The following is an 18301-nucleotide window of genomic DNA, read 5'->3' on the forward strand; positions in this document are numbered from 1 at the left end:
CAGACGCCTTGGTACTTGAGGGCGCAGTGATTGTCGTCAGATGTGTATGTCACTGTCATTCCAGCCGCTGTATACCAGTGTCGACCCAAGGTGCCGAATAAACGGACGCTTGAGCCGGCGTTGGGTCAGCGAAAAATCAGTGACCGATTAACGTGACGGCGTGGCATAAGGCCACGGAGTTATCTGAGGATCAAGGCTTCGCAGGTGATATGATGACTATGCGATAGTACGAAGTAGATACCTTCTATTGTCATTTCATGCATCTGAAAGATCAACCTTCTTTCGGGACAATATCGTAGTCATCCGGGTTGGCGATGCCTTCAAGTTTACCGATCTGCATGAAATCGTGCGCTTCCAGTTCGGTGCTGATGGCCGTATTCGGAAAGGCGAGGTTTTTCACGACGTTGACTCGGGTCGGCATGCCCTTGCTGTCAGTGTCGATGATCCATGCCAGGAATCTGCGCGAGAACTGGGCGAGACAGCCGATTGGATAGAGGCCGTATATCTGAATGTATTCGACCAGCAGCGCTTTATCGTACTGTTCGTCATGATCGCTGACCCACCGGTAGGCATCCAGAGGCGCACGGGGGGCCGCCCCGTTGCGGGGATGCATCAGCTTGTTGATGACCTTGATCAGCCCTATCAACCGAGCGGTATCGTTGAGGTCTTGATCTGTCTTGCCCGCAGGGTAGCCACTGCCATCCAGGCGTTCATTGCAATATTCAATCACATTGCGACAGAGTTGGCTGGGTTGCCAGCCCGCGGTATCCAACGTTTCCAGTAAGGTCGTGGTGTGGCCTTTCAGAAGAGTTTTCTGGTCCGGCGTCATGTTGGCCTTCAGGGTCGGCAGGTGCGGACCCAGCATCAGCGGTTTGCCCATGGTATGAATGAAGGCGCCCGCGACACTTTCCAGAATATACGGGGAGTGCGGGTCCCTGCCGATCATGAAATCCGCCAGTGTTGCGGCTACCTGAATGGCGTGGCGAACCCATTCCGCTTCATTGCGTAGCAGCGAAAGGGCATACAACAGTTGTTTGCGGTCCTTGTTGACGAGCAGCAACAGCGTATCGACACAGTCATAGAGCGTGTCTTCGGGGAAGGTGTTCTGATTCTTGAGGAACATCAGGATGATGTGGAGCTGTTTGGCGAGCTCTTTGACACCACGCGTCATCGGAGGCTGGTTCGCGTGTTTTACCTTGTCCTGCGCTTCGCGTCGCATGATCTGTTTTTCTTTCTTCCCGGCGATGAACAACGGTGATCCGGCGCCCGCTTCGGGGTTCATGCCGGTGCGTATCGCGACCTCGCGTTCGGCTTCCGCGACAACATGAAACAGGTGTTCGTCGAGCGCGTGATCCTTCTCGATGAATTGCAAGCCCACGGCGGCATGAGTCGATGAGCCGAACGGGCGAATGTGGCGAATCAATCCCTTGGTGGAGATCGATGTCCCGTTGGGAAAGTCGATGAGCACCCCGGGTATGACCTGATCCACGCGCAGGGCAGCGCTGTCTTCGATCGCGATATCGATCATGCAACCACCGATCGAGAGGTTGCGCAGCTTGCCCTTGATGTTCAGTTCATCTTCGTAGACTTCGCAATTGACGCGGGCATGCATTCCCAGGATGAACGGGATGCGAATGGCGTCACGGTTGTCGTTGAGCAGCACGGAATCAGGAAGCTGACACTGGAATTCGTAGAGGTGGTGGTCACGCTTGATGGTAATGGAGCTGACCCTCTCGAAATTGAATATCTCCGCGCCGCCATCGTCATCCTGGACCTCGATATCGAAGGACAAGCGACCGTCCTGGCTGTAATGGGAGATATCTCGACCCCGGGAATCCGCACAGATGGTGAGGTGTCCCGTGTCGGCATCGAGCCAGGTGATATCGCCGGAGAGGGTGCCGGTCAGACTGTTTGAAAAGATGAATAGCTCATGGTCGCGATCCATGAGCGACTTGACCACCTTGGCGGCCGTATTCTCGGCGAAATGCATGGTATGACCCCTTGTATCATTTGCGATGTCATTCGCCGAAATGACTGCCTTCCGTGCTGACTCGGCGCTTAGCCTCCTTGGCGTAGCGACGGGGGGCGTCGATACTCTAATCCTAAAACATATTAACTATGGTAGATAGCCCACCGGTCGATGATTTGTTTATTGTGAACCAGACATATTCTGTCCCGGTTATGATTTCTTAAAGTTTCCCAGCATGCTGCCGATATCTCCGTTATGCCCTGATCTTTATCCATAATAAAGACGACACTAATTCAAGTAGGCTAGCTCAAGGAGGGTAAATGTATTATCGCCGGCAACGGGGCATTCTTGCGATCCTGATTTGGGTGGCGGCGGGGCTTCGGCACCGTATGCAATCTATGTATTCATGCGGTTCGGTCTGGTAGCGGCGTTGTGGAGCATCTCGCTGAGCGTTTTACTGTTTGCGACGGCATTGTGGTGTACACGCATCAATGAGCGGTTGAATGCCTTGCTGGAAACTGAACAGATGCCGGAAGCGGAGGGCGGCTCCTCGTTACCTGAAGGAATTGAGTCGGGATTGAAGATTTTGCGCATCGCCCAGCATAGTCCATTGCGTGGACATGTGAACGAGAAAGCCATCATCGTGGCGATCAATGGCGAGATGCCGTCGACGGCGGCCGAGGCCAATGAGTTGATGGTCGAGGGCGTGAATGACATAGAATGGATGGGGCCGAACGGCAAGGTGTTGACCTCGAAGGTCGAATGCGATGGCGGCGATATCATGGCCCAGTTTGAACAGATCACGCCACCGAAACGTCGGTGAAACAGGCAGGGCTCACACCCTGCATCGCGGTTGAAACCGCTCCTACAACCCCATCATCACGGCATTCTATCGGCACAGGTTGTCGTAGGAGCGACTTCAGTCGCAATGGCTTAGGCAGGGCGGAAGATGTCGATGTCCAGTGCGTCGATATGCCGATAGTGTCGATCGTTGGCGGTGACTAGGGGCTCGCCTTGTTGTAACGCGGTGGCGGCGATCAGTGCATCTGCCATTTGCATGTTATGGCTGAGTGCATAGGTTTCGACGAGAAATGCCGCACGATGGGAAATCCCCTCTGTAATAGGCAGGAGAGCGGCGTTCCAGTAATGAATGGCTTGCCGCAGGATGCGAAGTTCCTGTTTGTTATTCAGACCTTGCAGGAGTTCCATGTAAGTGACCATGGACAGGCTGAAGCCGTTGTGGTCGTCCAGAAAACGGGCAGCGTTTTCGTCGCCGCGTAGATTCCAGATCAAGACATCCGTGTCGATGATCATTGGTTACTCTCCCGATGAAGGGAATGACCTGGGTTGGCGTAGCTTGCGTACTTCTTCATCGACGCTCGTAGCGGTGCGGTTACGCCATAAACCGAACGCCGGGTTGCGGGACTTCCTGTCATGTGGCTGTTGTTGGGGGGCGTACGGTGCCAGCCTCGCACAGGGTTTGCCATGGTAGGTAATCGTTACAGCCTCACCACGCTGAGTAACCGCGAGCAACTCGCGGCTGTGTAAACGTAAATCTTTGATCGTTGCCATCATGAGACATCGCCATTAGCCACCAATATTTCATTTTATTGTGAAACTTTAGGAGGCGACTGTCAAAATGAGTGACGTCCTGCATCGCGGTTGAAATGGCCCTTGTGCTCAACCGCGCATCGTGGTCGATAGCGTGCAAATTTAGCTTCAGTTAAATGAATTCGTGTCGATACGTATTCATTGAAGGGTTGAGAGCAGGGACGTTTGGCAATTCCACAAGCTGTGGCGCCTCTTCGGTTTCTGACCCAGGGCATCGCTCGCCGATGTCGTAACCGAGAGGAGAGAACGACATAATGAATAGCTTATTGCAGCGTCTTCCCATGGGCAGGAAATTCGTCCTGGTGCTGTTCTTACCCATCCTGGGCATACTTTTTCTTGCTGGCGACGAGATGATCGAGCGTCAGAGTCATGCAAGCCATCTGGCCGATTTGCAGTCGTTGACGGGCTTGGTTCGTGTATCCGGCGACCTCGTGCATCAACTTCAACGTGAGCGTGGCCAGAGTGCGGGGTATATCGGTAGTGAGGGGGAACGGTTCGCTAATCGGTTGGTAGCACAGCGCTCGGCAACGGATGAACGCGTGTCGGTTTTCGATGAGCAATTTGCCGAGGTTGAGGCCTTGCTGGATGGTGGGCTTGCCGAGCAGCTCGAGACCGCCCATGACGAACTGGAGACCCTGGCGCAGACTCGGCAAGCGGTAGACGCCGGGACAGTGTCCGTCGATGCCGCTATCAGTGATTATACGCGACTCAATGATGCCTTGATTCAGGTGGTCGCCGAACTCGTGCATGTCGCGGATACTGGCGGTTTGTCACAACGCTTGGCGGCGCATCTGAGCCTGCTGCAGGGTAAGGATCTGGCGGGAATCGAACGGGCGATACTGTCATCGGTATTTGCTTCCGATGAATTCACGCCGTCGCTGTATGAACGCTTCATGACGTTGGTCGGGGAGGAGCGCGCGTTTCTGGCGTCGTTTCGTTCATTGGCCGTCGAGGACGTTTGGGCGACCTACCAGGAGCAGATGCAGGGGGACAGTCTCGAGCGGACCCAGTCGCTGCGTGAACTCGCGATCGAGCGATCGGCGTCGGGGGGCTTCGATGTCGATGCCGGCGAGTGGTTCGACCTGCAGACGGAGAAGATCAACCGCTTGCATGAGGTGGAAGTGGCCATAGTGGAAGAACTCGAACAAGCCACATCCCTGTTACGCACTGAAGCGCAGCAGGCCTTGGTGGGGTATGCCACGATGGCGGCAGTCATAACATTGCTCGCTGTTGGTATGGCCATCCTGGTGACGCGCAGCATCGTCGGCCCGCTCAAGCGGACCTTGAAAACGATCGCTGACAACAAGCACGATCTGACCCAGCGTCTCGTCGTTACAGGCAGTGATGAGTTGGCACAGCTCAACCAGGCGTATAATGATTCCACCGATGAAATCGAGAAGCTGGTTACCAGCATCAAGCGAACGGCGCAGTCCATCAGCGGTGCGAGTTCGGAGATCGCGACGGGAAATCAGGATCTATCGCAACGCACTCAGGAGCAATCCACTTCCATCGAGGAAACGGCCTCCAGCATGGAGGAGATAACCTCCACGGTGAAGCAGACGGCTGATCATGTAGAACAGGCGCGTCAGTTGACTCAAGGAATGGACGAACAGGCATCGGAGGCGGCCAAGGTCGCGGCTAGTACCACCGAGGCGATGAACGAGATCAAGACATCCAGTGAATCCGTGTCGTCGATCGTTTCGGCGATCGATGGAATTGCCTTCCAGACCAACCTGCTGGCACTGAATGCGTCGGTCGAGGCGGCACGAGCGGGTGAGCACGGCAGAGGGTTTGCGGTCGTGGCGTCGGAGGTTCGCCAACTCGCTCAGCGCTGCGCCGATGAGGCGGGGCAGATACGTTCCTTGGTGAATACCAGCGTTGCCAGAATCGGCGAAGGATCCTCGCTGGTGAATTCTTCGACCGAACGACTGGATTCGATTGCTGGCAGTGTCCGCCAGGTGGCGAATCTGGTTGACGAGATCACCAGTGCAGCGCAAGAGCAATCGACGGGAGTGGAGCAGATCAACCAAGCGATTTCTCAACTCGAGCAGGTGACGCAGCAGAATGCCGCCTTGGTGGAGCAAACGGCCACGGCGAGTCAGTCACTCGATGACCAAACCGATGATCTCGCCGGTCTGGTGAAGGTATTTACCGTCGATGACGAGCAGGCTTTCAAGCACACCAAGGCCCCGCGTCTGACTGAAGCCTGAACTTGATTGTTGGCGTTGGCAGTGGCTGGAGCGTGAAAGCACGACGCATCGCTGTCGCAGCCAGCGGGCAGGGCTCACGCCCTGCATCGCGGTTGAAACCGCTCCTACGACCCCATAACCCCGGTATTCCACCTACCGGTTGTTTGTAGAAGCGACTCCAGTCGCGCTTGACCACGCCACCTAAGCAGGGCCAACGCCCTGCATCGCGGTTGAAACCGCTCCCACAACCCCATGACCCCGGAATTTCATCGGCACCGGTTGTTTGTAGGAGTGACTTCAGTCGCGCTTGGCGCCGTCAGGCGCCTTTCATCTATTTCCTCAAGCTTTCTCCATATCGGCCGATCATCGTGTTGAAGAGTGTCCTTTTAAAACAACGAAGATAATGACTCATCGGGATGTGATTCACTTGTGTGGGAGGGGAGATGCTGTATCGCCAGGAACGTTTCATTCTTGCCATATTGCTGTGGGTGGCGGCGGGGGCTTCGGCACCTTATGCAACGTATATGTTCGTCCGCTATGGGCTGATAGCGGCGTTGTGGAGTATTTTGCTGAGCCTGTTGCTATTTGTTGCGGCGCTTTTGTGCACGCACATCAATGACCGTTTGAATGCCACCATGGATGAGGAGGACGACAGCGATACTGACACAGAAGCGGCGGGCGTGTCGGACGCTCATGAGGCAGGGTTACGCATCCTGCGGATCGCCCAGCAGAGTCCGTTGCGAGGGCATGTGAATGAGCGGGCCATCATCGTATCCATCAATGGCGAAATGCCATCGACGGCTGCAGAAGCCAATGGACTGATGGTAGAGGGAACCAATCATATCGAGTGGATGGGGCCGAATGGCAAGGTCTTGACGTCGACTGTGGAGTGCCATGGAGAGGACATCATGGCCCAGTTCGAACAGATCACACCACCGCGCCGGAAAACGTGACGGGGATTTGGGCTGCAGGCACGCGACTTACGCTCTCATCGAAGGTGTGGTGGGAGCGTATGGCTCGTCTACCTTCGATCACCGCGCGTCGGTTCCGTCGCCGGTCAATAATGGCGTAGGTATCACTTACGCCAGAACATTGGCGTCAACAGCACCAGTACCGTCAGGATTTCCAGACGTCCCATCAGCATACCGACGCATAACAACCATTTGGCTGCATCAGGTAGTGGGGCAAAGTTGCCTGATGGCCCGATGGTATCTCCTAGCCCCGGTCCAATATTGGCTACAGCTGTGGCGGCTCCGGTCAATGCAGTGGTGAAATCGAGCCCCAACGCGGAAAGACTCAAGGCCAACCCTGAGATCGTCAGGAAGAAGAAGAACGAGGCCATCCATAGTATGAGAGGCTGGTCGGCATAGGCGCCGAACGAGGCGTCCGAATTGGCGAATCCACCGGTTGCCATGGATGTCATGGCATGGACGACGGCATCCAGTAACGACATTCCGCCCAGCCAGTAAGCGGCGGTTGCGGCGAGAGTGAAGCTCATGTAGATCGATAATGTCGCTTTGGCGATTCCGCCGGTGCGAGGCATTACCTTATCCGACCAGTCGGATGACTCCGTATGGAACAGGCGCATGCCGCCGACCTTGAGGAACGGCAGGATGGCAATGGCCATGACGATGATGCCGATGCCACCCAGCCACTGCATGATGCCGCGCCACAGCTTGAGGCCATCCGACAGCTCTTCGATGTTAACCAGGATCGTCGATCCCGTCGTGGTGATTGCCGATACGGATTCGAATACTGCATTGGTGAAGGATAACTGTGGCACACCGAGTACCAGCGGCAAGCTGGCGAAGCCACTGATCGAGACCCAGCTAGCCGTCGTCAGAACGAACATCTGGCGGGGTTTTAGCTCGATAGGAATACGCCACGTTACGGTCCACACTAGGGCCACGGCCAGCAGTACGACGAGGATGGATGCTACGAAGGCGTGCGTATCCGGATCACCTTGAGAACGGGTGCCCAGGCCAGCGTGCGCCGTTGAAGATGGGAGGCGAGATTGATCGACATGCCCTGACCCGGCCGAAAACTATGGCAAGGCACTATATACGTAAGTATCAGTGACTGCTAGGGCTCTATAGTACTGAGAGCGAGAGGCCGACAGCCGGCGTTCCGGGGATCTGCTGGAAAATACGATCATGAATTTCGATCACCTGCTGACCGCGAGCATGAAGAACATCGTTGCGACTCAGGCGATCGGCAATGCCGTGTCGCTGGATATCGTCGGAAGGCGGTGACCTATTTCGGCTAAGCGCAGTGATTCATAGAGAGCTGATGTTATAAAGGCCTTGGTTTTCTTTACATTGTGACCCAAACAGGAAACCCTACCAAGGTCAGACACCACACCACGACGCCCAGGTAAGGTCGGCACCATGTCTCTACGTAACCTAGCCTGAAACGATAAGCGCCATAATTATGCCGTTATACGAATGAAAATTGCCCCATAGTGGTAGGGAGGCAGCTCGACACGCGACTCCAGCTTGAAGCCCCTACAGCCTGTGATTGATGGCTGGTAATTCCTGACTGATCTCCCAAAACCTGGCCCTAATGGGCGAGCTCTGCTGTGCGCCGTGTGGTTGAGCCGAAAAACAAGGGTTTGTCGATGACGAACTTCATCGAACGTTTCACCAGACCTTTGCCGGGGAAGAAGCCGAGATCGAGCGACAACCGGATCACCGCCTGAGCCTCAAGATCGATGGTCTGCTCGAGCGGCACCAGGAAACCTTCGTAATCACCCGCCGGAGTCACATACCGCTCTCGAGTGATGGGCATGACTCGGTGCTGGTACTCACCCGTGTGTTCGACCTCTTGCGTCTCTATGTTAACGACCGTAGCCCTGCCAGAGGCGCTCCATGTCCTGTCGGGCACGATCCTGTTGGGTAGCAGTACCACGGGCGGCTCGTACTGCACGGTCTGGCCTTGCGTGAGCACGTCCAGACCGGTGAGCAGCACGCTGCCATCCCGGAGCTTGGATAGATGGAGGATGTTGTAGTCGCCAAATCGAACTTCCCAGCGGCCTTCACCGTCTGCTGAACTCAGCTCCATCACGACCTGCCGTCCCTCGCCGTCTCCGTCCACCACCTCGAACGTGTTTTCACTGGGGACGAGAGGGAAAAGCTCTTCAGCCTCAACCTCCTGAACCGTCGACGCCGGAGACTCTGGCGTCTCCGCGAGGGTGGCCTCGGCGGTGCAGAGGCTGGTGCCGATCAGTATCGCTCGCACGTAAGACAGGTACATTGGATCTCTCCTGGAGTGCGTGAACAAGGGCGGTGCAGCACTCGTGGCAGTGAAGCGACGTCCACGGGGGAACCGGCGCCACTGGCGAGGGATTGTGGAGATCTTTCCTAGATTGTAGAAGACGTACGCGTCGTGGTCCTCGGCGATCCAGAGGTATTAGTCGGTTTCGCCGGTGAGTACAAGCATGGACGGCCTCGTTGCCAAACGCATGATTTCCTGAAGCGGTTAGATCGAATCCTTCAGTCGGGTTATGCGCTCACGCGCGACGGGGCATTCACAGTCGATCGCGATCGTCCCGGTCTCCCCCGATTTCCTGGCGCGCAACAAGCCAGGGATGGACAAGCATTTTCCGCACGGAGACAACCGGTCTTAGCCCAGTTTGACCGCCTTTTCATAGAGCCCCGGAAAGCGCCCGTCGGGGTCGCATTCGCGCTTGAGGGCCTCATAGGCCGGGCGGTCGTAGTTCTGCCAGAACGTCGTCTCGTCGTAGGTACTGCGCGAGTACAGGCTCTTCTTGCCGCCGTGCTTCGCGACCAGCTCCTCGACCCGGGCATTGTAGTGACCGTCGGGCTCGCTGGAGCGGACCATGTCCCAGAAACCGAAGTTGATGTACGGGGTATCGGTACGCAGATGGAACAACGAGAACCCGGCGTCGGGAACGACAAACGGGCAGATCCACACCGGGCGGATGCCGATTTCGGCCTCGAAATCTTCCAGAAACGCCGCGGCGTTGGCGATCGGGATGTCTACGTCCTGGATCACCGCCTCGGTGCGCGGCCGAATGGACTGGAGCAGGCTCAGCGGCCAGCGCCGGCTGGAGCGCATGATCTTCTGGTAAGTGACGCTCGACAGGCGCTTGCGTCCGAGAAGCAGCCGCACCGGCATGAGATGGGCGCCGACATTCCTGCTGCACCAGAACCAGTCGGTGTCCCAGCGCCAAAGGTAGTCGTGGATGCTCAGATAATCCTCGCGTTGCTCGCGCAGGCTCCGCCAGTACTGGTGGAGCCAGGTGTAGTCGCTGGCCTCGGTGCCCGCTGGCAGCGATTTGATGAAATGCGCGCGGGTCAGCACGAAATCGTCGGGTGCGAAGTACACGCCATCGAGAAAAGCGCAGGTCGGTTGCGCGCATTTCTCGCCGATCGCGGCGAACAGTTCTTCGGGCTCGCGGAAACGGGTGTGCTCGATCCGGACATAAGGCTGCACCGGAATCAGGCGGAGGCGGACCCGCGTGGTGTAACCGAGGCTACCGTAGGAGTTCGGAAAGCCGTAAAACAGTTCCGGGTGCTGCTCGCGCGAACAGGTCAACACGCGGCCGTCGGCGACCAGGACGTCGAGCTCTTGCACCATGTCGTGCACCAGGCCGTAGCGGAACGCGCCCGACTCAATGCCGATCCCGGTGGTCGCGCCGCCGACCGTGATGCTCTTGAGTTCCGGCACAATGGCCGGGGCCAGGCCATGCGGCAGGGTTGCATCGACCAGGTCGGCATAGGTCGTCATGCCCTCGACCTCGGCGACGCAGGCCTCGACGTCGATCTCGATGACGTGGTTGAGCGATCCCACGTCGATCCCGGTCCGGCGGGCATCCTCGCGCGGCCTGAACAAGTTGCTGGTGGGCTTTCTAAGGCGTACCGGCCCCTCGGACTCGGTCAGCGCCGCGGCTATCGCCTCCACGCGGGCGCGGTGGGCGTCCCAGGCGGCTTTACTCATCGGACTGACACATAGCGCGGCAGATCGCCGTGGCTGAGCACGAGCTGCCAGAGATTCAGATGGCGCGCCCGAAAGGCGCCGGCACAGCTCAACAGGTAATAGCGCCACATCCGGTAGAAGCGCTCGTCCAGCCCTTCGCTTTGTTGCAGATCCGGCCAGGCGGCGACGAAATTGTCGTACCAGCCCATCAGTGTGCGGTCGTAGTCCGGGCCGAAGTTGTGCCAGTCCTCGAGCACGAACAGACCTTCCTTGGCCCGGGTGAGCTGAGCCTCGGCCGGGATCACGCCGCCAGGGAAAATGTATTTCGCGATCCAGCGGTCGGTGCCGCCGTGGCTGATGTTGCCGCCGATGGTGTGGACCAGCGCCAGGCTACCGGGCTTCAAGCGGGCCCGGGCCAGTTCGAAGAAGGCGCGAAAGTTCTTCGGCCCGACGTGCTCCATCAGGCCGACACTCAGGACACGGTCGTATTGCCGGGAATCATTGGCCGCCTCGCGGTAGTCCTGCTGCCGAACGTCGACCGGCAGGCCTTCGCAAAGCCCTCTCGCGTACTCCACCTGCTCGCTGCTGATGTTGTAGCTGGTTACCTCGCATCCGTGCTCCGCGGCCAGAAACCGGGCCAGTTCGCCGAACCCTCCGCCCAGCTCGAGTACACGCATGCCCGGTTCCAGGTGCAGCTTGCGCGCAATGAGCTCCAGCTTCGCACGCTGGGCCTCATCCAGGGGCGCGTCGGCCCCGTCGGGGCCGTAATAGGCGCAGGTGTACTGCATGGTCGGCCCGAGCATCGCCTCGTAGAGCCGGTTCGAAAGATCATAGTGCTGCTCCGCGACCCGCCGCGAGCGCCATCGACTCTGCTCATTCCCGAGCCAGCTCAGCAATACCCGCCCGAGCATAGCCGGCGTGCGCACCTTGCGGTTCAGGCTGGCCCGGAGCATCCGGAAGAACAACTCGTCGAGCCGCTCGGTGTCCCACCAGCCGTCCATGTAGGCCTCCCCGGCGCCGAGCGTCCCCTCGGCCAGAACGCGCTGGTACAACCGCTCGTCGTAGACCTGGAGATCCCAGGGCCGCTCGCCGCCGACCTCGACGTCAGCGCTGCTCAGCAGTTCCGTGACTTGTTGTCTTGCTGACATGCTTGTGCCCCTCGCAGGAATCGGATGGCCGGGGTCCGGCCGCAATAACCGTGCCTCATTAGCCTTAATCAGAGCTAGACCCAAGTTCGCAACGTTCCATTCTCCTCCGGATCCGGACGTCCCTGGAAGTGGTGCAGATCGAGGGTGGTGAAGCCACCGTGGGCCTTCGTTAGCGTTGCAGTCGCCGAACTTGCAACAACGAAGGAGAACCTCACCGCTCTTACACCACTGGACGGGACACTGCCAGCCTATCGTTTCTGACAACCGAATGTAGGGATGACGTCATGGCGAGTACCAGTCATTCGAACGCGCACCACGCCCTAGGTCGGGTGATAGCTTCAGGAGGCACTGTCCAGCGGGAGTAATCCGGTGCTATGGCATCACCGGTATGACCGTGCGCATGAACCGTACCGGGATTCCCGGAGGCTCCAAACCTTGAGAGGATGGAGCCATGAGCATGTCGAAACGATACGCCGCCGAGGTACGCCAGCGGGCGGTCCGCATGGTCTTTGATCACGAGGCCAACTCCCCCTCCCAGTGGGCAGCCATCGGCGCCATTGCCCCCAGATCGGCTGTACGCCGGAAACCCTGCGGAGCTGGGTCCGGCAGGCCGAGCGTGATGCGGATCGCCGTGAAGGTACCACGACGTCAGAGCGTGAGCGGATGCCGGCATCGAGCCCTCGATATTTATTGATTTTCCATTGAATTTTGAATAAAAAGCCCCCGAATTTCGGAGGCTTAAAGTCCAATATTTAAGAAAGAATTAAATCATTGCTTCTTCCTTCGGCTTATCCTCGAAAGAGAAGTGAAGGTGGCCACCCAGCGCCGGCCGGGAAAGATTAACCAAGGCGTCCAAGCTGAAGCGGCTGATACGACCATTCAAAAGATCATTCAGGCGCGGCTGAGTAATCCCCAGGCGCTCGGCTGCTACTTTCTGAGTCACTTTCCATTCGGCCACGCGATCGGCAATTTTTCCCATAAGCTCGGCGCGCAGCCGCATGCTGTCTGCCTGCTCGGGAGTATCCTCGATGGCATCCCACACACTGCTAAAACGCTCATTTGCCATGCTCTATCCTCCTATCGCACGCTTACCGCACATGATGTGCGGATAACGTGGGAGCCCTTAGAAGGCTCCTCTTTTGCATCTCTGATCTTGATCTCGATCACTCCGCGCCCTACATCAGGCATCGGTCGATAGTGATCGGGCATCTTGCCTTGCTGTACCCGGCCGAGCTCATAGCCCGCCGTTTGCTTGGCTTCAGTTGGAAAGTCTCGTAGCCGATCCAACGAGTCGCCGCGAAACTCGATGGGCTTTTCTTCTTCTGGCATGGATCCTTCTCTTCATCCTGGACACCTAAATTTTATATCCATTTTGATATAAAGGCAGCAAGGGCCTCAGTAGGAGCTCGCAGGGTGGGGGAATGTACCCAGCTTCTTCCAGCGCCACTGGCCATCCGCCCGTTTGTATCTGAGTTCCCATGACTTGTTGCCGCTCGGTCGGATCCGGACGTACAAGCCCGGACTGTCCTGTTCACGGTAGTCACTGTCTTCAGGCTCAAGAGAGGCTAGTTACGGTGTCAGCCAATGACCGTCGCTTGATCTCACTCCGCTTCATGAGTCTCGCGATTCCCTGTTACCTACGTTTGTACCGCTTAACTTTAATAGGTACACGTGGGGGTACATGAAGGGGGCGCTGTAGAGGGTTTTGTTGGGCAGTGTTGGAGAGTGATCTTGTAGAAAAATCAGAAAATTTAAGGAGTGATCGTTGTGGCTGGTTATCTTGGGGAGCCTGTTTGGTGCGGAAGGGGGGACTCGAACCCCCACACCTTTCGGCACCAGAACCTAAATCTGGCGTGTCTACCAATTCCACCACTTCCGCAATGCCCCCAAGGCCGCCCATATTCTACGGATGCGCCGTGCCAAGTCAATCGCTACCGGGCAGTGTCAGGTAGTCGGCAGCGCGGCGTGCCAGTTCCCTATCGCCGGCATCGACACCGAGGTACGGAACGTGGCCCAGGCAGGGGGCATCCAGGTGGTATTCGAGGGTGGCCAGGTTGGCGTCGCGTTCGCTGAAATCCGGTGCCATGTGATTGGCGACCCAGCCGGCGATGGCCAGTCCGTCGGCACGGATGGCGTCTGCTGTCAGCCGAGCATGATTGATGGCTCCCAGACGCATGCCAATCACCAGAACGACTGGCAGGGAAAGGGATGTCGCGATATCGGCCAGGTCGTGATCGTCGTTGAGCGGCACCCGCCAGCCACCGGCGCCTTCAATCAACGTCAGGTCACGAGACTCGGCCAGAGCCAAGGTCAGGGAGGCTAGAATATCGTCCAGTTGCAGGTGTATACCGGCTTTACGGGCAGCCAGGTGTGGGGCGATGGCGGGTTCGAAGGCGTAAGGATTGACGAGGTCGTAGTCCGGTTCCGGTCGGGAATGGTTCTGGAGTACCTCCGCGTCAGGGTTTCTCAAACCGTGCGATTCCGGTCGACAGCCTGAAGCGACGGGCTTGAGGCCGAGTGTCGTCATGCCTTGGCGAGCGGCCAGGGCGAGCAGGGCGCCGGTGACGACTGTCTTGCCGGCGTCGGTATCCGTGCCGGTGATGAAGTAGGTTGGCATCGTGATCACTCCTGTAGACCGGTTTCACGATTTGGTGAGTGTCAACGTCAGGCACTGATAGGTAACAGGCAGACCGTGTGGCTCGCGCAGGCGTTCGTAACGTTGTGTGGCGCGGTCGAGGTCACGGCGGGTCAATCGGGCGCCGGGGCGGCTGACCTGGGCGCCGACCCCTTTGATCGAAGCCATGACGGCGGCGAAGGTAGGGTAATGAAAGCGATACGTTCGCTGATCGAGACGGATGTGCTCGAAGCCACATAGCCGTGCCTGGTCGCGATAGGACTCGGCGGAACGCAAGGCGAGCAGGGCGGCCGGTCTGTCGGGTAGCGACCATGCATGGTCGATCTCGGTAAGCGTGCCGGGAACCAGGGTGTTGATCAGGGCGCACCCGCGAGCGGCGAGCAGACGATGCAGGCCGGCGAAGACGGCAGCCATGTCGGGGCACCACTGAATGGTCAAATTGGAGAACAGCAGGTCGAACTGTTGGTCGGCCAGCGGTGGGTGGGCTGCATCGGCACAGAGCCAGCCGATGCGATCACCATGCGTGTGTCTGGCGTGCTCGAGCATGACGGGGGACAGGTCGAGACCGACGAGGGCGGCATCGGGGTAACGACTGGCCAGTGCGGCGGTCCACCCGCCGGGACCACAGCCTAGATCGAGTATACGATGGGCATGCTCGGGCAGAGCCGTCCATAACCGTTCACCCATGACGTGTTGTGCTGACGCGCGTTGCTCATAATGAGGCGCGGCACGATCGAAGGCGTGTGCCACGCGTCGGCGCCACCCGAGGCGCTGGTCATGCGCACTGTCCAGTGTCTGGGCCGGCTTCATGAGTGCGTTACTTGGCGTTCGGCGATCGAGATCACTCGCTTGGCCAGGGCATCGGGCTGCGAGAGTTGGGGGCAATGGCCACATCCCGGGAGCGGAGCGTGATCGCTGCCGGGCGGAATCAGGGGGTCGTCATTGCCTCTGAGCGAGTGGATGGGGCACGGCGGGTGCTCGAGAGTGTCGCCGATATCCAGTTCGTGCAGTTGTTCGAGACCGTGTCGCAGGGTCGTGACATCGGCGGGAGGCGCGTCGCCGAGCAAGTCGCGCAATTGGCGATGTGAGCGTCGCGGTTCGGGTTCGCCCCCGAGTTGCCAGCGCAGGAAGTGCGCCCAGGTCGCTGCCGGGTCTCGGGCGAATGCGCGACGGAACATCGCGAATTCGGCGTCGTTGACTCCCCGGCCATCGGTATTCGGGGTCGTGAATCGCTTGCCCATGCCGAGTATGATCAGCGCCGATGGCCGAGGCAAGTGCGTCAGCAGTCGGGCCGCCAGCAGTGCGCCAAGTGACCAGCCGACCCAAAGGCTGTCGCCGGGTAGCTGGCCGGCCATGCGCCTGGCCAGTTCTGTCATGTCGAGCGGGGAGTCCAATGGCGAGCTCCCGCGATATCCCGGCCAGTTCGGGGTCAGCACCTGCCAGTCGGCCGGCCAGTGCGATGCCAGCGGGCGCCAGATTCTCGCATCGATGCCCCACCCGGAGAGTAGCACCAATGAGGTCATGAACGCTCCCGCTTGATCAGCTCTCCCAATGTGTCGAGCAGGGCATCGATGTCGTCTCGAGTGTGCGAGGCCGACAAGGCTATGCGCAGACGTGCCATGCCATGGGGCACGGTCGGTTCGCGGATGGCGCCGATCATGAAGCCCTGGCTGCGCAGGATGTCGCTCCAGCGTATGACGCGTTCGACATCGCCTAGCAGCAATGGCTGGATAGGCGTATCGGAGTTCATCAGAGGAAGGCCCAATTCATCGCCGTGATGACGGAAATAGGCGATGTGATGATGCAGGCGTTCACGCCGCTCGGGCTCATCGTGCAGGATATCCAGGGCCGTCAGTGTGGCAGCCGTGATGCCGGGAGGTTGGGCGGTGGTATAGAGATAAGGGCGAGCGAACTGGATGAGAGTGTCGATCAACAGGCTTTCACCGGCAACGAAGGCCCCAGCCGTGCCCAGCGCCTTGCCTAGAGTACCGACCAGTATCGGCACTTCCTGCGTCGAATAACGCTGCCCGACACAACCATCGCCATTCTTGCCGAGCACGCCCAGCCCATGGGCGTCGTCGATCATCAGAGCGGCCTCGTAACGCTGGCAGAGGGCCGTGAGACCGTCGATGTTGGCACGGTCGCCATCCATGCTGAAAACGCCATCGCTGGCGACCAGTTTCAGGCTATCTTGCGGTGCTCGCGAGAGCAGCAAGGCCAAGTCTTCCAGGGCGCTATGATGGAATCGGCGTGAGCGAGCGCCTGACAGGGCGGCCCCATCGAGCAGGGAGGCATGGTTGTAGCGGTCCTGAAAAATGCGCGTGCTCGAATCGCAGAGTGCTTGAAGCACCCCGAGGTTAGCCATGTAGCCGGTGGAGAACAGTAGTGCCCGAGGTCGGCCGGTGAGTTCGGCCAGGCGTGCTTCCAGTCGGTCGTGGATGTCGTAATGCCCGTTGACCAAGTGCGAGGCACGGCTGCCGATACCGTATTGCCGCGCTGCCCTGGCTTGGGCCTCGGCGAGGCGCGGGTCGCCGGCCAGCCCCAGATAGTCGTTGCTGGCGAAATCACGGAGCCTGGCCGAGGGGGACGGCGACATGGTGAGTCGCTCCCGCCATAAGCCGTCCCCACGCTGTTGTGCCAGCCGTTTTTCCAGCCACTGACGCCACATTTCAGTCGAGCCGGCGCGGCTCTCGGGCAATGGTTGTCTCATAGCGTTGCATCATAGAACCGGGTGTCGTCTTGTGGCCACATGGCGCGTTCGAGAGTTGCTACTTGGGCAATCTCATCCTCTTGAGTGTGTCCCGGTTCGGCATGAAGCCCTAGTTTGTCGAAGAGCGCATGGTCGTGCGCTACGTCGGGGTTATCGGTGGTTAAGAGCGTATCACCGTAGAATATCGAATTGGCACCGGCGAGAAAGGCCAGACTCTGTGTCGATTCTGCCATCTGTTCACGACCGGCGGATAGTCTGACGTGACTGCGGGGCATCAGGATGCGGGCCACGGCAATGGCACGAATGAAGTCGATGGGATCGAGATCCTCGACATTTTCCAGTGGGGTGCCAGGCACCTTGATCAGCATGTTGATGGGCACCGATTCCGGATGCGGGTCTAACCGTGCCAGTTGTTGCAGCAGGCCGGCCCGGTCTCTGGGGCGTTCTCCCATGCCCAGAATGCCCCCAGTACAGACTTTCATGCCGGCCTGGCGGACGTTGGCCAGTGTCTCCAGGCGATCGGCATAGCTGCGCGTCGAGATGATCTCTCGATAATAGTCGGGGGACGTGTCCAGATTATGGTTGTAATAATCCAGGCCGGCCGCAGCCAGACGCTGTGACTGCTCGCCATCGAGCATGCCTAGCGTCATGCAGGTTTCCAGCCCGAGCGCCTTGACGCGGCTGACCATCTCCAGCACGACTTGCAGATCGCGTTCTCTGGGGCGTCGCCAGGCGGCTCCCATGCAGAATCGGCTGGCGCCAGCCTGCTTGGCGGCCTTGGCCTGCGCGACGACGTCGTCGATTTCCAGCAGCGTTTCCTTGCCGAGTCCGGTATTGTAATGCCCTGATTGTGGACAATACTTGCAGTCTTCAGGGCATGCCCCGGTCTTGATCGACAGGAGTGTCGATACCTGGACGGCATTGGGGTCGAAGTAGCGCCGATGAACGTGTTGTGCTTGCCATAGCAGGTCGTTGAACGGCTGAGCGAACAACGCCTCGATTTCGTCGAGTTGCCAATCATGGCGAATGTCGGCGTGGGTGTCTTGGCTGTAACCTAGCGTCATACCGGGATCCAGGGACGATGAATGGAAAAATCGGGAA

At 58.7% G+C, this 18301-nt stretch carries 17 protein-coding genes, 1 tRNA gene and 2 pseudogenes; 4 read left to right on the forward strand and 16 right to left on the reverse strand.

All coding sequences use genetic code 11. The features are described 5' to 3' along the window. Positions 1-271: 271 nt before the first annotated feature. Positions 272-1990: a PilZ domain-containing protein gene (locus tag FVV99_RS09085; RefSeq protein WP_148253772.1), complete on the reverse strand. Its 1719-nt coding sequence runs from the start codon at positions 1988-1990 to the stop codon at positions 272-274. A 385-nt stretch (positions 1991-2375) separates the two neighbouring features. Between FVV99_RS09085 and FVV99_RS09090 the strand changes: the two genes are divergently transcribed. Beyond that, complete coding sequence (locus FVV99_RS09090) at positions 2376-2792, forward strand: hypothetical protein (protein ID WP_148253773.1); 417 nt, start codon at positions 2376-2378, stop codon at positions 2790-2792. Positions 2793-2902: 110 nt separating this feature from the next. Here the strand turns inward: FVV99_RS09090 and FVV99_RS09095 are convergent, their stop codons facing one another. Together FVV99_RS09095 and FVV99_RS19060 are read right to left on the reverse strand one after the other, a co-directional pair. Next, positions 2903-3283, reverse strand: a complete 381-nt coding sequence (locus FVV99_RS09095) for a type II toxin-antitoxin system VapC family toxin (RefSeq protein WP_148253774.1) — start codon at positions 3281-3283, stop codon at positions 2903-2905. A gap of 3 nt (positions 3284-3286) precedes the next feature. Continuing rightward, positions 3287-3544 carry a type II toxin-antitoxin system Phd/YefM family antitoxin gene (locus FVV99_RS19060; protein ID WP_148253775.1) on the reverse strand — a complete coding sequence of 86 codons (258 nt, stop codon included), beginning with the start codon at positions 3542-3544 and terminating at the stop codon, positions 3287-3289. 290 nt (positions 3545-3834) lie between these two features. Here FVV99_RS19060 and FVV99_RS09105 point away from each other — a divergent pair, with 290 nt between their 5' ends. Together FVV99_RS09105 and FVV99_RS09110 are read left to right on the forward strand one after the other, a co-directional pair. Beyond that, on the forward strand, positions 3835-5790 hold the full coding sequence (locus FVV99_RS09105; RefSeq protein WP_148253776.1) for a methyl-accepting chemotaxis protein: 1956 nt from the start codon (positions 3835-3837) through the stop codon (positions 5788-5790). 422 nt (positions 5791-6212) lie between these two features. Beyond that, positions 6213-6722: a hypothetical protein gene (locus FVV99_RS09110; RefSeq protein WP_148253777.1), complete on the forward strand. Its 510-nt coding sequence runs from the start codon at positions 6213-6215 to the stop codon at positions 6720-6722. 122 nt (positions 6723-6844) lie between these two features. On the opposite strand, the pseudogene FVV99_RS09115 reads toward FVV99_RS09110, so the two are convergent. From FVV99_RS09115 to cfa, 4 genes and pseudogenes are all read right to left on the reverse strand, one after another. After that, positions 6845-7735: pseudogene (locus FVV99_RS09115) on the reverse strand (TrkH family potassium uptake protein); the annotation flags it as partial. Between the two features lie 593 nt (positions 7736-8328). Continuing rightward, complete coding sequence (locus tag FVV99_RS09120; protein WP_148253779.1) at positions 8329-9021, reverse strand: hypothetical protein; 693 nt, start codon at positions 9019-9021, stop codon at positions 8329-8331. Positions 9022-9390: 369 nt separating this feature from the next. Beyond that, positions 9391-10728 (reverse strand): FAD-binding oxidoreductase, encoded by a 1338-nt coding sequence (locus FVV99_RS09125; protein WP_148253780.1) that lies wholly within the window; start codon positions 10726-10728, stop codon positions 9391-9393. Continuing rightward, positions 10725-11855 (reverse strand): cyclopropane fatty acyl phospholipid synthase, encoded by a 1131-nt coding sequence (gene cfa, locus FVV99_RS09130; RefSeq protein ID WP_148253781.1) that lies wholly within the window; start codon positions 11853-11855, stop codon positions 10725-10727. Before cfa ends, FVV99_RS09125 begins: the two co-directional genes overlap by 4 nt. A 451-nt stretch (positions 11856-12306) precedes the next feature. Here cfa and FVV99_RS18780 point away from each other — a divergent pair. Continuing rightward, positions 12307-12527 (forward strand): annotated as a pseudogene (locus FVV99_RS18780) (IS3 family transposase); the annotation flags it as partial. Between the two features lie 91 nt (positions 12528-12618). Here the strand turns inward: FVV99_RS18780 and FVV99_RS09135 are convergent. From FVV99_RS09135 to bioB, 9 genes are all read right to left on the reverse strand, one after another. Further along, positions 12619-12921, reverse strand: a complete 303-nt coding sequence (locus FVV99_RS09135; protein ID WP_148253782.1) for a helix-turn-helix domain-containing protein — start codon at positions 12919-12921, stop codon at positions 12619-12621. A gap of 11 nt (positions 12922-12932) precedes the next feature. Then, complete coding sequence (locus FVV99_RS09140; protein ID WP_148253783.1) at positions 12933-13184, reverse strand: type II toxin-antitoxin system RelE/ParE family toxin; 252 nt, start codon at positions 13182-13184, stop codon at positions 12933-12935. A gap of 66 nt (positions 13185-13250) precedes the next feature. Continuing rightward, on the reverse strand, positions 13251-13370 hold the full coding sequence (locus tag FVV99_RS19065) for an Arm DNA-binding domain-containing protein (RefSeq protein ID WP_201745063.1): 120 nt from the start codon (positions 13368-13370) through the stop codon (positions 13251-13253). Between the two features lie 279 nt (positions 13371-13649). After that, a tRNA-Leu gene (locus FVV99_RS09150) sits at positions 13650-13734 on the reverse strand. Between the two features lie 45 nt (positions 13735-13779). Beyond that, positions 13780-14472 (reverse strand): dethiobiotin synthase, encoded by a 693-nt coding sequence (gene bioD, locus FVV99_RS09155; protein WP_148253784.1) that lies wholly within the window; start codon positions 14470-14472, stop codon positions 13780-13782. Positions 14473-14496: 24 nt separating this feature from the next. Continuing rightward, positions 14497-15300: a methyltransferase domain-containing protein gene (locus tag FVV99_RS09160; RefSeq protein ID WP_148253785.1), complete on the reverse strand. Its 804-nt coding sequence runs from the start codon at positions 15298-15300 to the stop codon at positions 14497-14499. Further along, positions 15297-16013, reverse strand: a complete 717-nt coding sequence (locus FVV99_RS09165; protein ID WP_148253786.1) for an alpha/beta fold hydrolase — start codon at positions 16011-16013, stop codon at positions 15297-15299. Before FVV99_RS09165 ends, FVV99_RS09160 begins: the two co-directional genes overlap by 4 nt. Beyond that, complete coding sequence (gene bioF / locus FVV99_RS09170; RefSeq protein ID WP_407921337.1) at positions 16010-17200, reverse strand: 8-amino-7-oxononanoate synthase; 1191 nt, start codon at positions 17198-17200, stop codon at positions 16010-16012. Before bioF ends, FVV99_RS09165 begins: the two co-directional genes overlap by 4 nt. Continuing rightward, positions 17197-18264, reverse strand: a complete 1068-nt coding sequence (bioB, locus tag FVV99_RS09175; protein ID WP_148253787.1) for a biotin synthase BioB — start codon at positions 18262-18264, stop codon at positions 17197-17199. Before bioB ends, bioF begins: the two co-directional genes overlap by 4 nt. Between the last annotated feature and the right edge of the window lie 37 nt (positions 18265-18301).

It is taken from the genome of Aidingimonas lacisalsi (genome assembly GCF_008079445.1).
In the GTDB taxonomy this organism is placed as follows: Bacteria; Pseudomonadota; Gammaproteobacteria; order Pseudomonadales; family Halomonadaceae; genus Aidingimonas; species Aidingimonas lacisalsi.

Excerpts from the sequence above, each read along its gene's own strand:
- bioB (WP_148253787.1), bottom strand. The coding sequence starts at position 18,264 with ATGACGCTAGGTTACAGCCAAGACACCCACGCCGACATTCGCCATGAT.
- FVV99_RS09095 (WP_148253774.1), bottom strand. The coding sequence starts at position 3,283 with ATGATCATCGACACGGATGTCTTGATCTGGAATCTACGCGGCGACGAA.
- FVV99_RS09165 (WP_148253786.1), bottom strand. The coding sequence starts at position 16,013 with ATGACCTCATTGGTGCTACTCTCCGGGTGGGGCATCGATGCGAGAATC.
- FVV99_RS09120 (WP_148253779.1), bottom strand. The coding sequence starts at position 9,021 with ATGTACCTGTCTTACGTGCGAGCGATACTGATCGGCACCAGCCTCTGC.
- FVV99_RS09140 (WP_148253783.1), bottom strand. The coding sequence starts at position 13,184 with ATGCCAGAAGAAGAAAAGCCCATCGAGTTTCGCGGCGACTCGTTGGAT.
- FVV99_RS09125 (WP_148253780.1), bottom strand. The coding sequence starts at position 10,728 with ATGAGTAAAGCCGCCTGGGACGCCCACCGCGCCCGCGTGGAGGCGATA.
- FVV99_RS09135 (WP_148253782.1), bottom strand. The coding sequence starts at position 12,921 with ATGGCAAATGAGCGTTTTAGCAGTGTGTGGGATGCCATCGAGGATACT.
- FVV99_RS09090 (WP_148253773.1), top strand. The coding sequence starts at position 2,376 with ATGCGGTTCGGTCTGGTAGCGGCGTTGTGGAGCATCTCGCTGAGCGTT.
- FVV99_RS09085 (WP_148253772.1), bottom strand. The coding sequence starts at position 1,990 with ATGCATTTCGCCGAGAATACGGCCGCCAAGGTGGTCAAGTCGCTCATG.
- bioF (WP_407921337.1), bottom strand. The coding sequence starts at position 17,200 with ATGAGACAACCATTGCCCGAGAGCCGCGCCGGCTCGACTGAAATGTGG.
- FVV99_RS09110 (WP_148253777.1), top strand. The coding sequence starts at position 6,213 with ATGCTGTATCGCCAGGAACGTTTCATTCTTGCCATATTGCTGTGGGTG.
- FVV99_RS19060 (WP_148253775.1), bottom strand. The coding sequence starts at position 3,544 with ATGATGGCAACGATCAAAGATTTACGTTTACACAGCCGCGAGTTGCTC.
- FVV99_RS09105 (WP_148253776.1), top strand. The coding sequence starts at position 3,835 with ATGAATAGCTTATTGCAGCGTCTTCCCATGGGCAGGAAATTCGTCCTG.
- bioD (WP_148253784.1), bottom strand. The coding sequence starts at position 14,472 with ATGCCAACCTACTTCATCACCGGCACGGATACCGACGCCGGCAAGACA.
- cfa (WP_148253781.1), bottom strand. The coding sequence starts at position 11,855 with ATGTCAGCAAGACAACAAGTCACGGAACTGCTGAGCAGCGCTGACGTC.
- FVV99_RS09160 (WP_148253785.1), bottom strand. The coding sequence starts at position 15,300 with ATGAAGCCGGCCCAGACACTGGACAGTGCGCATGACCAGCGCCTCGGG.